12 protein-coding genes are annotated in these 14781 nt (G+C 36.1%); 7 read left to right on the plus strand and 5 right to left on the minus strand.

The window, feature by feature from the left end:
* Positions 1-7: 7 nt before the first annotated feature.
* The 3 genes from sdhB to P6N22_RS02000 form a co-directional block, all read right to left on the minus strand.
* The gene (gene sdhB, locus P6N22_RS01990) at positions 8-982 is read right to left on the minus strand and encodes a succinate dehydrogenase iron-sulfur subunit (RefSeq protein ID WP_280329691.1); all 975 of its coding nucleotides are present in this window, start codon (positions 980-982) and stop codon (positions 8-10) included.
* 9 nt (positions 983-991) lie between these two features.
* Positions 992-2704: a succinate dehydrogenase flavoprotein subunit gene (gene sdhA / locus P6N22_RS01995; RefSeq protein ID WP_280329692.1), complete on the minus strand. Its 1713-nt coding sequence runs from the start codon at positions 2702-2704 to the stop codon at positions 992-994.
* A 132-nt stretch (positions 2705-2836) separates the two neighbouring features.
* Positions 2837-4072 (minus strand): diguanylate cyclase, encoded by a 1236-nt coding sequence (locus tag P6N22_RS02000; RefSeq protein WP_280329694.1) that lies wholly within the window; start codon positions 4070-4072, stop codon positions 2837-2839.
* Positions 4073-4156: 84 nt separating this feature from the next.
* On the opposite strand from P6N22_RS02000, the gene P6N22_RS02005 reads away from it, so the two are divergent.
* Genes P6N22_RS02005 through P6N22_RS02015 form a run of 3 tightly spaced genes read left to right on the plus strand, consistent with a single transcriptional unit; the run spans position 4157 to position 6909 of the window.
* Positions 4157-4975 carry a thiamine-phosphate kinase gene (locus tag P6N22_RS02005; protein ID WP_280329696.1) on the plus strand — a complete coding sequence of 273 codons (819 nt, stop codon included), beginning with the start codon at positions 4157-4159 and terminating at the stop codon, positions 4973-4975.
* Positions 4976-4982: 7 nt separating this feature from the next.
* Entirely contained in the window at positions 4983-6056 is a 1074-nt protein-coding gene (gene truD / locus P6N22_RS02010) for a tRNA pseudouridine(13) synthase TruD (RefSeq protein ID WP_280329698.1), read from the plus strand.
* 31 nt (positions 6057-6087) lie between these two features.
* Positions 6088-6909, plus strand: coding sequence for a phosphatidylserine decarboxylase (locus tag P6N22_RS02015; protein WP_280329700.1), 822 nt, complete (start codon positions 6088-6090; stop codon positions 6907-6909).
* A 4-nt stretch (positions 6910-6913) separates the two neighbouring features.
* Here the strand turns inward: P6N22_RS02015 and zupT are convergent, their stop codons facing one another.
* Positions 6914-7753 (minus strand): zinc transporter ZupT, encoded by an 840-nt coding sequence (gene zupT, locus P6N22_RS02020; protein ID WP_280329702.1) that lies wholly within the window; start codon positions 7751-7753, stop codon positions 6914-6916.
* A 138-nt stretch (positions 7754-7891) separates the two neighbouring features.
* On the opposite strand from zupT, the gene P6N22_RS02025 reads away from it, so the two are divergent.
* Positions 7892-8926 (plus strand): sensor domain-containing diguanylate cyclase, encoded by a 1035-nt coding sequence (locus P6N22_RS02025; RefSeq protein WP_280329703.1) that lies wholly within the window; start codon positions 7892-7894, stop codon positions 8924-8926.
* A 21-nt stretch (positions 8927-8947) separates the two neighbouring features.
* Here the strand turns inward: P6N22_RS02025 and ychF are convergent, their stop codons facing one another.
* Positions 8948-10048, minus strand: coding sequence for a redox-regulated ATPase YchF (gene ychF, locus P6N22_RS02030; RefSeq protein WP_280329705.1), 1101 nt, complete (start codon positions 10046-10048; stop codon positions 8948-8950).
* 23 nt (positions 10049-10071) lie between these two features.
* On the opposite strand from ychF, the gene P6N22_RS02035 reads away from it, so the two are divergent.
* From P6N22_RS02035 to ppsA, 3 genes are read left to right on the plus strand one after another with little or no spacing between them, the layout of a single operon-like run.
* Positions 10072-10827, plus strand: a complete 756-nt coding sequence (locus P6N22_RS02035; RefSeq protein WP_280329707.1) for a phosphoglycolate phosphatase — start codon at positions 10072-10074, stop codon at positions 10825-10827.
* Complete coding sequence (locus tag P6N22_RS02040) at positions 10827-12254, plus strand: FAD-dependent oxidoreductase (RefSeq protein WP_280329709.1); 1428 nt, start codon at positions 10827-10829, stop codon at positions 12252-12254. The genes P6N22_RS02035 and P6N22_RS02040 overlap by 1 nt, the downstream gene beginning before the upstream one ends.
* A 49-nt stretch (positions 12255-12303) precedes the next feature.
* The gene (gene ppsA / locus P6N22_RS02045; protein ID WP_280329711.1) at positions 12304-14676 is read left to right on the plus strand and encodes a phosphoenolpyruvate synthase; all 2373 of its coding nucleotides are present in this window, start codon (positions 12304-12306) and stop codon (positions 14674-14676) included.
* Positions 14677-14781 lie beyond the last annotated feature (105 nt).

The following is a 14781-nucleotide window of genomic DNA, read 5'->3' on the forward strand; positions in this document are numbered from 1 at the left end:
TTGTCTCCTAAAACTTCGCAGTTGTAGATGATTTAACAAGTGTTTTAATCTCATCCATATTGTCTGATTTTGGTAATTGCCATGGCATTGGGATCTTACCTTTTGTAAACATTTTGAATGCTACCGGTAAGTGTTTAACGATTGCCGGACCTTCAGAATAAAGTACTAAGCCACCTTCATCAAGTACACCGCGTTTTGCAATCGAGTGGATAAATCCAACTGCGTGACGTGTAGCAACATTAGATTCTGCTTTTCCTTCTTGGAAAAGTTTTTGGTGAAGTTTAGTGATTTTACCGATTGGATCAATCTCTTTAGGACAAACTTCTTTACATTCGAAACATTTAACACAGTCCCAAACACCTTGACCCATTTGATTAACATCCATAAGTCTAGACTCAGATTCATCACGAACATCAGCTTCAAATCTGTATGCAGCAGCGAATGCAGCAGGACCAAAGAAGTCATCATTTACTTCAACTACAGGACAAGCATAATGACAAGCACCACATTGGATACAAAGATCAGCTTCATCAAGTGCTTCAGCATCGTGAGGTGATACAAGGTTTTCAATCTCAGGAGCTTCATCAACATCTGTTACAACATATGGTGTTACAGCAGCGTGTTTGTCCCAGAAGTCAGCTTTGTCGATAACCATATCTTTAATAGCACGTTTTTTGCTTAACGGCTCAAGAACAAGTTCATTTCCGAAAAGCTCAACCATATCGTTCATACTTTCTTTACAAGCAAGAGTAGAGCGACCGTTTACTTTAATAGCACACGCACCACAGATACCGTGACGGCAAGATCTTCTATAAGAGAAACTTCCATCGTGATCCCATTTGATTCTGTTTAAAATATCTAAAACAACCTCTTCAGAAGTTACTTCCATTTCATAATCGTCATAATATGGAAGGTAATCCTCTTCAGCATTGAAGCGGAATACTTTAAACTTTACTTTTTGTGTAGTAATTGTATGTTCCATAGGTTATCCTTAGTAGTTTCTTGCTTTTAGTTCGTGTTTGCCAAGAACAACATCCATATAGTCTAAAGAGATGTCTCCATTCTCATCCATATATGCCATTGTGTGTTTTAACCAGTCTTGATCGTCACGCTCTTGGAAATCTTCTCTATAGTGAGCACCACGGCTCTCTTTACGAGGAAGTGCAGATTCAACGATGAATAGTGAGTAGTCTAACATATGACCAAGCTCAATAGCTTCTTGCAGCTCAGTGTTGAATACTTTAGATTTGTCTTTAATACGAATATTTTTAAATCTTGCTCTTAGCTCTTTTACTGTTGCAATTGCAGCTTTGATAGTTTCTTCAGTTCTGAATGCACCAGCGTTTGCAGTCATAGCTTGTTGCAGTTCTTCACGAATTTGAGTAACTGTTTCGTCACCGTTATTGTTAATGATGAAATCAACTTCAGCTAAAGCAGTTGCAGCATCTTCTTCAGTTGCTTTACGTAAAAGGATGCTATCGATCTCTTCAACCATTGTTTTACCAACGTAACGACCAAATAGAAGTGCTTCAAGAACAGAGTTTGCACCAAGACGGTTTGCACCGTGAACAGATACACAAGAACACTCACCAGCTGCATAGAAACCTTCGATGAATTCGTCGTTGTTTTTACGAACATTACCAGCGATATTTACCGGAATACCACCCATAGAGTAGTGTGCCGTTGCAGAAATTAGGATTGGTTCTTTGATCATGTCTAAACCTAAGAATGTGATAGCAAGTTCACGTAATTCAGGAAGTTTTTGCATAATAAGGTCTTTACCAAGGTGTGTTACATCTAAATACACAGCATCTTTTCTTGGACCAACACCGCGACCTTCTCTGATCTCGTTTAAGATAGCACGAGATACAACGTCACGAGAAGCAAGCTCTAAAGCATTAGGAGCATATTTTTCCATGAAACGCTCACCTTTAGAGTTGAATAGACGTCCACCTTCACCACGAGCAGCTTCAGAGATTAAAACACCGTTTCCTGAAAGTCCAGACGGGTGGAATTGTACGAATTCCATATCTTCTAGAGGAATACCGTGACGAGCAACGATAGAAAGACCGTCACCTGTATTTGCGTGAGCATTAGAGTTGATTTTGTAACATCTAGCATATCCACCAGTAGCGAACATTACAGATTTTGCATTGAAGATAGCCATTTGCATGTCACGGATATTAAATGCTACAACACCAGATACTTTTCCATCTTTATAGATGATATCTGCTGCATACCATTCATCCCAGAATTGAACACCTGAACGGAATGCTTGCTCATAAATAGTTTGTAATAATGTAAGACCTGTTCTGTCTTTTGCAAAACATGCACGTGGAGAAGATTGTCCACCAAAAGGTCTTTGAGCAATTTTACCATCTTCAGTACGGCTAAATGCTGCACCCATTCTCTCTGCCCAACGGATAGTTTCAGGCGCATTTTTACACATAAATTCAACAGCATCTTGGTCCGCTAAATAGTCAGCACCTTTTACAGTGTCAAATTCGTGAAGTTCAACGCTATCAGCATCGCTAAATGCAGCGTTAACACCACCTTGAGCAGCACCTGAGTGGCTTCTTAGTGGGTGAAGTTTTGTAATTACAGCAACTTTTTTGCCTGCGTTTTGCAGTTCTCTTGCTGCCGCACATCCTGCCAGACCTGCACCAACAACAACTGCATCGTAAGTATAAATAGGAATACTCATTAAATTTCCCTTCGTATAAAGAACTAAAATAATGCTGATTATATCGCAAATAGACTTATGCTAGATTAAATAAGGGTTATATGAAAAAGAAGATGAAGAATGTTACGATTTTGGACACTAGAGAATCATGTGTTACGATAATTCTCTTTGTGCCATATCTCTTGTTTGAAATATTTTGTTTTTTCCTGTTGTTTTTGCGTAATTTAGAATATCTTTAGCTTGCTTGATGGCTTCGTCTAATGCAGTGTTGTTTGGTTTAATAATATGACCACCTGTCACAGTAATACGCTCTGTTCCAACATTAGGTACATTGAATTTGAGATCAGCAATACTTTCTCTAATTAGATCCGCATCTTTAAAACATTGTTCTTTTGATGGACGAGATAAGATAATAGTGTACTGATTATAATCAGTTCTAGCAATTACATCAACAGGTTGTTCATATAGAGATATAGTGTAAGCAATCTTTTTAAGTATTGACTGAGTAATATCTTGAGGATATGGTCTATGTGTTTTTGAAAAGTTGTCAACATCAAACACTGTTACAGATGTAAAATTACTGTCTTTTAAACCTTTTTTATGAGAGTAAGAATTTAACATACCTTTATAGTTATTTATACCTGTTACTTTATCAAGCATTGTAGGGTTGTCGTTTGATACTGTTTTTCTGTTCATTCTTAAAGCAATAGCATCTGCTTCTACAGAGAAAATTTCATACCCCTTCGTGTCTTTATCAACTTGATATAAAAATGCAATATCATTATAAATTTTATTGAGTCTGCTTCTATACCAAAAAGTTAATAGTGCTACTATAAGGAAAAGAGAAAGTGATACTGTTTTAATAACAGAAAATTTTCCTTCATCATATTGAAGATGTTTTAAAAGCATATGGTCGATATGATGAAGAACCTTATTTAATGAAATGTCTAGAGCCTCTTTTGCATCAAGCTCTTTTTGAGTTTGATATGAATATTGTTTGTTTTTTAGAATATCTTCATAATAAACATGCGCAGCATTGTTGAAATTATCAATCAGTTTTGACAGAAGATTTAGATCGTTATTATATTCATTCGCATTACCTACGAGATATTGCTCTGTAAAGTTATATTTGTATATAACTTTTAACTTATCGATATCTTGTTGTAGACGAGTACTTTTACCATTAAACTGAATCAGTGCCAATTCTATATCGTTTTTATCCAATTGTGCCAGCTTTTGAACTACATCTTTTTGTTTTTCAAGGTTGTTAACCTTCTGTATAGACATATCGTGTTCGAAAACAAACAGTACTAAAACCGATATCATCAAAAATAAAAACAGAAGATAGGTTTTTATACTGTTGAAGATTTTTTTGATTGAACTTTTCATATCATATTTCCCAAAAATGTTATAATATCATCACTTATTCTATATCGATAGAAGTTAATATATCCTTAATATAAAGAAGATTTTTTGAATTTAGAAAATTATTTTATATCACAATTTAACAATAAACATATTGGTGATGATGGTGCAGTGATTGGAAAATATGTTTATTCAAAAGATGCTTTTTTTGAAAATGTCCATTTTAAAAGAGAGTGGCTGAGTTTTTACGATATAGCAAAACGTGCAATGTTGGTAAACATTTCTGATGCTTTTGCTATGGGGGCTATCCCAAAATATGCACTTTTAAGTATTGCTATGCCTAAGTCTATGAGCAGAGAGGATATGAAAAATCTTGCAGAAGGCTTTAAAGATATTGCAGCAAAATTTAATATAGATATTATTGGTGGAGATACGATTAGTAATACAAAACTGGATATTACAATAACGATAATTTCTGAAGTACATAAAATTTTAACGAGAACAGGGATTAAAGAAAATTATTTATTTGCTTATACTGGAACTCTTGGAAACTCAGCAAAAGATTTAAAAAAGTTGCTCAATCTCGGTAAAATTCATCAGAAATCTAGGTTTACAAATATACAATTACGTCATCAGTTTCTTTATAAATCGCTCAAGCATTTAAAAGCGGGAATGGATATTTCTGACGGCTTGTACAGTGATTTGGAAAAACTTACTGATGCAAATCGTATCGGAATTGAATTTTTTCAAAGAATACCAAAAAGAATTGGTTGTAGCGGTGAAGAGTATGAGATGCTAGTTGCTTTTGCTCCAAGAGATCGAAAAAAAATACTCAGAATTGCACAACTAACACGTACGAAACTTACTATTTTTGCAAAAGCAGCAAGAAATAGTTACAAAAACAGATGTAAAGCACATCATTTTTAGGAAAAATATGGATAGATTTTATTCACTTGCTCACGCAAGTATTGATTTTCATTTTAAACAAAGTGCCAGAGACTTCGTGGTTGATGAGATCCCATTATATGAGTTTAGTGGAGAAGGGGAGCATTTAGTTTTACATGTAAGAAAGAAAAATCTTTCCACTACAGACATGGTCGGCATTATCGCTCGTTACCTTGGCATTAAAAACAAAGAGATTGGCTATGCGGGTCTCAAAGATAAAAATGCAATGACAAAGCAGTATATATCTTTACATAAAAAGTATGAAGAAGCGCTAGATGCATTTAACCATGAATCAATCAAGATACTTTCCAAAACTTACCATAACAATAAAATAAGAGTAGGGCATCTTAAGGGGAACAGATTTTTCATTCGTCTGAAAAAAGTGAATCCGACAAGTGCTGCAAAAATTGATGAAGCTTTGAAAAATATAGATAAGCAGGGATTGCCTAACTTCTTTGGTTATCAACGTTTCGGTAATGACGGGGACAATCATATATTAGGTGAAAAGATTGCAAAAGGGGAAGCAAAAGAGCGTAATCCTAGAGTAAAAAAATTACTTATTAATGCATATCAGTCACATCTGTTTAACCTGTGGCTTTCACGCCGTTTAGAGATCAATTCTTTAGTAAGCAGTTTTGGTGTAGATGAATTGGCACCGTTACTCAATTTACCAAAGCAAGAACTACAAAAAATGAAAGTACAAAAACACCCGTTTAAACTTATTAGTGGTGACTTGATGGAACATTATCCACACGGCAGAGTATTTGAGTATGAAGGTGAAGAGCATGACTTGGAGCGTTTTCATACAAGAGATATTAGCGTAACGGGACTATTGTGCGGTAAGCGTGTGAAAAAAGCATCGCAATTTGCCGGAGATATAGAAAAAGATTTTGATGATGAGCTTAAAGAAGACGGTGCAAGACGTTATGCTTGGGTATATCCTACAGAGATAGAAGGAAAATTCAATCCTGTCGAAGCTCAGTACGAAATGAATTTTACATTACCAAAAGGCTCTTATGCTACGGTCTTGGTTGAAGAGATTGCAAAGCGTAAGCTCACTTAAAAACGAAAAAATATAAGGAAATAACAGATATATGGAAAAAAGACACATTACAAGTTTATTATCTCAAGCATTTGGCAAGTTTGCTTCAAAAGAGTTCCCACATTGGTTTCAAAAGATTGTCAACAACTCATATGTAGGGCTTATGGGATTAGATATGACGGAGTTTCATGCTCCAAACACATATAAAAGTCTAAATGCACTCTTTACAAGAAAACTAAAAGAGGACAGACACTATTCTTTAGATGCAGAGGATTTTATATCACCATGTGACTCTTGGATCTCTGAACTTGGACACATTGACAATGATTATGCCTTGCAAATTAAAGGGATGCGCTATAAAGTGGCAGAGCTTTTAGGGGATAATTTCAGTGATGAAGAGAAAGGGATTGTAGAAGATGGTGATTTTATAAATTTTTATCTCTCTCCGAAAGATTATCACCGTTACCATATCCCGACAAATCTAAAAGTATTAAAAGCTGTACATATACCAGGGAAGTTTTATCCTGTAAACGTACCATCACTAAAAAAACGTTTGAATCTTTTTATTGAAAATGAGAGAGTGGTACTTCTTTGTGAAGCTACAAACGGTAAAAGATTTTATATGGTACTTGTGAGTGCTTTAAATGTTGGTGTAATGAAAGTCGATTTTGAACCAAGAATTCAAACTAATGCAAGTGCAACGACTCCTCAAGTATATGAGTTTGAAAACACCTACTTAAACAAAGGGGATGATTTCGGTTGTTTTGAGATGGGCTCAACGATTGTAATTCTTTCTGAAAAAGATATGTTCAAAGAGATCAACCTTGAGATGGACCATCATGTGCAGTATGGGCAAACTATAGCAAAAATATAGTTGTCTACAACACTATTTTAAAAAGTAGTAAACTAAAAGCCATTAAACCCATTCCTAGGGCAAGTCCCAAAATAGTAGTGTGTGCATTTCCGTATAATCTTGCTGCCGGTAAAAGTTCATCAAATGAGATGTAGATCATGATCCCGGCAACTAAGCTAAACGATACTCCAAGAGTGACATCACCCATAAGTGGAAGAAGTAAAAAGAAACCGAGTAATGCCCCAAGGGGTTCGGCAATACCGCTGAGAAGTGCATAGTAAAATGCCTTTTTCTTATCACCGGTTGCATGATAGATCGGTAATGATACAGCCATCCCTTCAGGAATATTATGAATAGCGATTGCAAGTGCGATCGGAATTCCCAAAGCCAAGCCGTTTAAAGCAGAAACGAAAGTTGCAAATCCTTCTGGAAAATTGTGAATACCAATTGCAATAGCTGTAAAAATACCTGTACGTTTTAATGAGAGTTTTTGAAAATTGTTATCATATTGTTGAAGCTCTTTGAGCTCTGTATCAGTTTTTAATTCGTGAGGATTGACATCATCAGGAATAATATAGTCTATAAGGGCAGAAAGTACAAAACCTCCAAAGAAAGCAAGTAGAGTAAATACTTCACCTTGAATCTCCCCATATATAGCTGAAAAGTTTTTTTGTGCCTGTATAAGCAAATCCCCGAAAGAAACATATATCATAACACCGGCAGAAAAGCCCATTCCAATCGAGAGAAACTTATGATTGTTTGTACGTGAAAAAAAAGCCAAACTTGCACCGATTCCGGTAGATAAACCAGCTAATAAAGTGAGAAAAAATGCTGAGTAAAACAAAGTTGTATCTGCTGTTTCCATGCTTTAATCATACAGCGCTTCTTCTTATGTGAAAGTTAAAAAATTTTTGAAAATTTATACCGAAATGAAGAGAAAAATATCAATAACTAACTTATAATTTAAACATACCCTTAAATCCTCTTGTTGTATAATAGTAAAATGAAACAATATAAAACACTCATTACGTATCAGCATAATACTTTAGAAGAATCGGATAAAACCTTAAATCCTATTCTAGATATCATAATGGAAGGGACATGGGACTGGTCTACAAAAACTGGTCATGTAGATAGAAACCCGAGCTGGTACCGCATGCTTGGTTATGAGGTGGGAATATTTTTAAAAGATGTTTTTACATGGGAAAATATTATTCATCCTGATGATTATCCAAGGGTAATGCAACATTTTGAAGCTTATATTAGCGGACAAACCGATAAATATGAAATAGAATACAGATGTAAAAAAGCCGACGGCAGTTATCTGTGGATAGTGGACCGAGGTAAAATTACAGAGTGGAATGATGATGGAAGTGTCGCACGGATGATAGGTGCACATGAAAATATTCATGATCGTAAAATGTTTGAATCTGAGCTTCTGAGTAAGAATAAGTTGCTCCAAGAGGGAAATGCAACACTGCAAGAGCTTCTAGAAGAAAAAAATCTTGAACTACAAAAAGCCAATGAAGAGTTGGAAAAGAAAATTGAAGAGATTGAACGTATTTCAAGAACGGATGCTTTGACGCAAATAGCCAACAGAAGATGTTTTGAAGAAGAGATAAAGAAAGAAGTTGAACGCGCTAAAAGATATAAACATCCCTTATCTCTTGCAATGTTTGACATCGATTTTTTTAAAGATGTCAATGATAGATACGGACATATTGTAGGTGATCATATCTTAATTGAGCTAAGTAGTTTAATTGCAAAGAGTTTACGGGTGCATGACTCTATCGCCAGATGGGGTGGGGAAGAGTTTACTTTACTTCTGCCAAATACATCTTTGAACGTTTCAATTAGTGTGATTGAAAAACTGAGAAAGCTTATCAAACATACGAATTTTGATCAAAACATATCAATAACTTGTAGTTTTGGTCTTATAGAATATGATAGAGAAGAATCAGTGGAAGAGTTTTTTAAAAGAGCTGATGATGCCCTCTATAAAGCAAAACATTCAGGCAGAAATACACTGATTTATTAAGCTTTACAGGAGACAGTGTACTTAGACGTTAAATCTAAAGTGCATTACATCGCCGTCTTGAACAATGTACTCTTTACCTTCCAAACGCATTTTACCTGCTTCTTTGGCTTTTGCTTCACCACCGCAAGCAATATAGTCTTCATAGCTGATAACTTCTGCACGGATGAAACCTTTTTCAAAGTCATTATGAATAGCAGCTGCAGCTCTTGGAGCTGTTGAGTTTTTACGGATAGTCCAACTACGTACCTCTTTTACACCTGCTGTGAAATAGCTCATAAGACCAAGTTTGTCAAAACCTTTATGAATAATTTGCTCTAGACCTGATTCAGTAACACCAAGTTCATCTAAAAACTCTTTTGCTTCTTCATCGTCAAGACCGATCAGTTCCTCTTCAACTTTTGCACATAGTTTGATAAGTTCACAGTTGTTTTCAGCTGCATGAGCTTTTAGTGCTGTTACATACTCATTGTCTTCTAAAAGACCGTCTTCATCAGTGTTTGCACCGTACATGATCTCTTTATCTGTTAAGAAACGAAGTTCACGAGCAAGTTGTTGATACTCTTCAGAGTCCGCTTTTTCAAAGTTTCTTGCCAGTTTACCTTCACCAAGATGCTCTAAAAGTTCATTTGCAACATCTACTATGCCTTGAGCTGATTTATCAGCTTTTGCCTGTTTTTTAAGTCTTTCAATTCTGTTTGAAAGTACTTCGATGTCTGCTAAAATAAGCTCACCTTCAATGATCTCAACATCACGAAGCGGATCGATGCTTCCTTCATTATGAACAATGTTTTCATCTTCAAAACATCTTACAATCTGTAAGATAACTTCTGTTTCACGGATGTTTGAAAGGAATTTGTTTCCTAAACCTTCACCCTGAGAAGCACCTTTTACAAGACCTGCAATATCTACGAAGTCTAAAGTTGAGTATTGAATTCTCTCAGGATTAACAATTTTTGCTAGTTCTGTCAGTCTCTTATCCGGTACAGGTACAACTGCTTTATTTGGTTCAATCGTACAAAACGGATAGTTAGCCGCTTCTGCGTTTTGTGCTTTTGTTAAAGCATTGAATGTTGTTGATTTACCTACGTTTGGAAGTCCTACTAAGCCTATTGCTAATCCCATATCTAACCTTTAAAAAACTTTTTGTGGAATTATATCTAAGAAAAGCTAAAATTATAGATGATACAATTTCGGAAAAAATTTTAGAAGGTTTGTCATTGAAATTAAACGAGAAGAAACTTATTATTTTTGATTTTGACGGTACACTTATCGACAGTGTCCCTGATCTTGCGGCTTCAGTGAATTTTATGCTTAGAAAACTCAATAGAAAACTATATAGTGATGATGAGATTAGAGAGTGGGTAGGCAACGGTGCACAAACACTTGTAAAGCGTGCTTTAACGGGAAAAAAAGATTTTCAAGAAGAAGAAGTAAATAAAAATCTTTATGAGCAGGGACTGCCTATCTTTTTAGAGAGTTACGAAGAAAAACTGTGTGAGCATACTTACCTCTATGAAGGTGTAAAAGAGACACTAGAAGACCTCAGACAAAGAGGCTACAAGATGGCGATAGTGACAAACAAACCTTATAAATTTATATTGCCTATATTAGAAGCATTAGGGATAGAAAAATATTTTGAACTTTTATTGGGTGCTGACAGTTTAAAAACAAAAAAACCATCCCCGGAACCATTATTGCATGCGATGAATCACTTTGAATGTAACGAAAAAGAGTGTGTAATGGTAGGAGATTCTAAAAATGACATATTGGCTGCAAATAATGCAAATATGCATTCTATTGCTGTAAGCTATGGATATAACTACGGGGAAGATATCTCAAAGCACAATCCAAGTATTGTGATCGAAAATTTCGCAGATCTGATCAAGCATCTGGATGTGTAATGGATAAAACAAAAAAGATAGCGATTGTAGGCGGGGGTATTGCTGGGGCATCTGTTGCACTCTATCTTGCACAAACAGGTTTAAATATTACACTGTTTGATAAAGAGAAGTCTCTTGTAAGCGGTCCGCCTATGTGTCATCTACATGCAGGCGGGAATCTTTATAGAGAAATCGATGACAATCAATGTAAAATGCTTTTAAAACAATCTATTGAACTACTTCGATTTTATCCTTATGCTATCGACTTCAGACCGACGGTAATTGCCACACCGACCGTAGATGAATCTTCTCCAGATGAGTTATTGCCACGTCTTAAAATGTTGCAGTACGAATATGAAAAGATGATCGAAGAAGATCCGAATAATAAAGTACTTGGAGAGAGTGCAGAGTATTTTAAATGTTATTCAAAAGAAGATGTTTTAGCTCTCAGAGAACAAGAGAGTGTAAAAAATCCTCATACTTTGGATGAATGGATGATTCCCGTTGTAAACAATATAGAACTTGACAAAATTAAGTATCCGCTTATTATAGTTCAAGAGTATGGTCTAAATGTTTTTAGAATATCTGCAAGTGCAACTTTAGGACTTCAAAAATTTGATAATGTATCTGTGAAAAACGAGACTAAAGTTATTGATATTAATAAATATGATAACGGCTTTACTATTGCGTATAAACACGATAATCAAGAGTTTTCAGAGGATTTTGACTATCTCATCAATGCTGCAGGGTTTAGGAGCGGTGAGATTGACGATATGCTTGGAATCAAGCGTGACCGTTTGGTGGAATTTAAAGCTGCATATGTCACAAAATGTGAAAAATATGACACATTATGGCCGGAAGTCATTTTCCACGGTAAAAGGGGAACGCCTCAAGGGATGGCACAGTTTACTCCATATCCTGATGGCTATTTTCAACTCCACGGTATGACAAAAGATATTACACTATTTGATGATGGACTTGTACGCAGTAATGCTTTAAGTGCACAACCGAAACTGGATGATAAGTTTATAAAAAAGATCGACCAAGGGTGGTGTTTTACCGTAACACAAAGCAGAACCCAAGCGGCAATAGAGCATATGGCCCAGTATATTCCTGCTTTTAAAGATGCAAAAGTGGCTTCAAAGCCCCTCTATGGTGCACAACAGATACCGGGAGAAGATGCAGATTTAAGAGCTTCGGAGGTCTCGTTTGAAGGGGAAAGATATGCACGATGCGAGATTGTTAAAGCTTCCTCGATCTTGACAATGGCAGATGCAATCGTACAAAAGCTGATCGGACTTGGATTTGTAGATAGCTCTTTTTACGGACAACGCGATTTCTCAACAGCCGAACAAATAAAAAAAGAGGAAATTGATATATACGCAGAGAAAACGTGTCAAGAGCGTGAGTATCCATCTTCACTCGCTTTTGTAAACAAATCTTATTAAATTCATAGTATAATGACCTATTATTTCTTAATAGAATTGGTGGGTTATTATGAAATTTATCAAATACTTTGATCAAATCGGAATTGAGGATGTCGACAATGTCGGCGGTAAAAATGCTTCATTAGGTGAGATGTATCAAAACCTATTACAAAGTGGTGTAAAAGTTCCTTACGGTTTTGCAATTACCGTTGATGCTTATAACTATCTTCTTGATGAAAACAATCTTTTAGAAAAATTGCATAATGAACTCGACACATTAGATCCAGATAATGTGGCACAATTGCAAGAGCGTGCCAAAAAGTGTCGAGGGTATATATTAGAAGCTAAAATTCCTGATGACTTACGTTTAGAGATACTTCAGGCATATAAAGCTTTACAAGAGCGATATGGCACCTCTATTACCTTGGCTGTACGCTCTTCTGCAACAGCAGAGGACTCGCCAGAGGCTTCATTTGCAGGACAAAATGAAACTTATCTGAATATTGCCAATGAAGAAGAACTCCTTAATGCATACAAAAGTTGTATAGCTTCAAACTTCACAGACAGATCAATCCACTACAAATATGACAATAATTTTGAATATTTGAAAGTATATTTGAGTGTTACGGTTATGAAAATGGTACGTAGTGACTTAGCTGCAAGCGGTGTAATGTTTAGTATAGATACAGAGAGCGGTTTTGAAGATGTTGTACTCATAAACGGTGCATACGGACTGGGAGAAAATGTAGTACAGGGAAGTGTCGATCCAGATAACTTTTATGTACATAAACCTACATTGGAAAAAGGCTACAAAGCAGTACTTAAACGTTCCCTCGGAAGTAAAAAGATTAAGATGATTCATACATCAGAGAATGTGGATGTTCCTGAGGAAGATAGAAAGAAATACTGTATCAGTGATGAAGATATTGTACAACTTGCCGAATATGCTATTAATATAGAAAAACACTATTCCAAAAAAGCGGGATATAGAAAACCAATGGATATAGAGTGGGCAAAAGATGGTGAAGATGGTGAACTTTATATTGTACAAGCTCGTCCAGAGACAGTTGAATCAAGACAGGACAAACTGACGTATGAGAGCTATAAACTAAAAGAACAGGGTGAACTGCTTGTCAGCGGAAGTGCAGTAGGGAGAAAGATAGCTTCGGGAAAAGTACGCAAGATAAATGACATATCTGAGCTTTCGACATTTAAAGCAGGAGAAGTACTGGTTGCCGAGACCACTACTCCTGATTGGGAACCAGTAATGAAGATAGCTGCAGCAATTGTTACAAACAGAGGCGGGAGAACATGTCATGCAGCAATCATCTCTCGTGAACTTGGTATTCCTGCCGTTGTCGGATGTGACAATGCCACAGAGGTATTACATGATGCAGACTCTGTAACTGTTGATTGTGCGGAGGGTGAGATAGGGCATGTATATGAAGGTGCATTGGAGTTTGAAGTTCTTAGAAGTGACCTTAGTGAGATTAAAGAAACAAAAACAAAAATTATGATGAATCTTGGAAATCCCGATCTCGCATTTTCACTTTCATCCTTGCCGGTAGATGGAATAGGGCTGGCACGTATGGAATTTATTATTAATCAGTCTATAAAAGCACATCCTATGGCTTTAATTCATCCAGAAAAGTTAGATGAAGAAGCAAAAAAAGCTGTTACTCAGATTACACATGGTGAGGATGCCAAGGAGTTCTTTGTACGTAATTTGAGTGAAGGTGTCGCTACAATCGCTGCAAGTGTGTACCCAAAACCGTGTGTAGTACGGATGAGTGACTTTAAAACAAACGAGTATGCAGATCTTTTAGGTGGGAAATTCTTTGAGCCTGTAGATGCGAACCCTATGATTGGTTTTCGTGGAGCGGCACGTTACTCTCATCCTGCTTATGAAGAAGGGTTTGCACTTGAATGTGCAGCAATGAAGCGTGTACGTGATGAGATGGGATTTACAAATGTAATATTAATGATACCATTTTGTAGACGTGTAGCCGAAGGTGAAAAAGTAATTGCCACAATGGAAAAATATGGACTCAAACGTGGAGAGAATGGCCTAGAGATATACGTCATGTGTGAAATTCCAAACAATGTTATGAGCATAGACGGCTTTAGTAAAAGTTTTGACGGTTTTAGTATAGGGAGTAATGACTTGACACAACTCACTTTAGGCGTGGACCGTGATTCTGAGATTGTTGCTTTTGATTATGATGAGAGAGACGAAGGGGTACTCAAAATGATTGAGCTTGCTGTAGAAGGTTCTAAAAGAAATAATCGTCACAGCGGTATATGTGGGCAGGCACCATCAGATTATCCTGAGATGGCTGAGTACTTAGTGAAGCTTGGAATTGATTCAATCAGTTTAAATCCCGACAGTGTGATAAAAACACGTCAAAACGTAGCAGAATTAGAGGCAAAACTCGGAATATAAATATGGCTTGTTGAAATAACAGCTGTCAAACAAAATATGTATACACTGGGAAACTACTTATATGATGAAAATAAAATAATTATATTCATTAAATTATAAGAGTTT

The sequence above is a fragment of the Sulfurimonas sp. C5 genome (assembly GCF_029872055.1).
Lineage (GTDB): Bacteria > Campylobacterota > Campylobacteria > Campylobacterales > Sulfurimonadaceae > Sulfurimonas.

Coding starts and splice junctions, on each gene's coding strand:
- sdhB (WP_280329691.1), bottom strand. CDS start 982: ATGGAACATACAATTACTACACAAAAAGTAAAGTTTAAAGTATTCCGC.
- sdhA (WP_280329692.1), bottom strand. CDS start 2,704: ATGAGTATTCCTATTTATACTTACGATGCAGTTGTTGTTGGTGCAGGT.
- P6N22_RS02000 (WP_280329694.1), bottom strand. CDS start 4,072: ATGAAAAGTTCAATCAAAAAAATCTTCAACAGTATAAAAACCTATCTT.
- truD (WP_280329698.1), top strand. CDS start 4,983: ATGGATAGATTTTATTCACTTGCTCACGCAAGTATTGATTTTCATTTT.
- P6N22_RS02015 (WP_280329700.1), top strand. CDS start 6,088: ATGGAAAAAAGACACATTACAAGTTTATTATCTCAAGCATTTGGCAAG.
- zupT (WP_280329702.1), bottom strand. CDS start 7,753: ATGGAAACAGCAGATACAACTTTGTTTTACTCAGCATTTTTTCTCACT.
- P6N22_RS02025 (WP_280329703.1), top strand. CDS start 7,892: ATGAAACAATATAAAACACTCATTACGTATCAGCATAATACTTTAGAA.
- ychF (WP_280329705.1), bottom strand. CDS start 10,048: ATGGGATTAGCAATAGGCTTAGTAGGACTTCCAAACGTAGGTAAATCA.
- P6N22_RS02040 (WP_280329709.1), top strand. CDS start 10,827: ATGGATAAAACAAAAAAGATAGCGATTGTAGGCGGGGGTATTGCTGGG.
- ppsA (WP_280329711.1), top strand. CDS start 12,304: ATGAAATTTATCAAATACTTTGATCAAATCGGAATTGAGGATGTCGAC.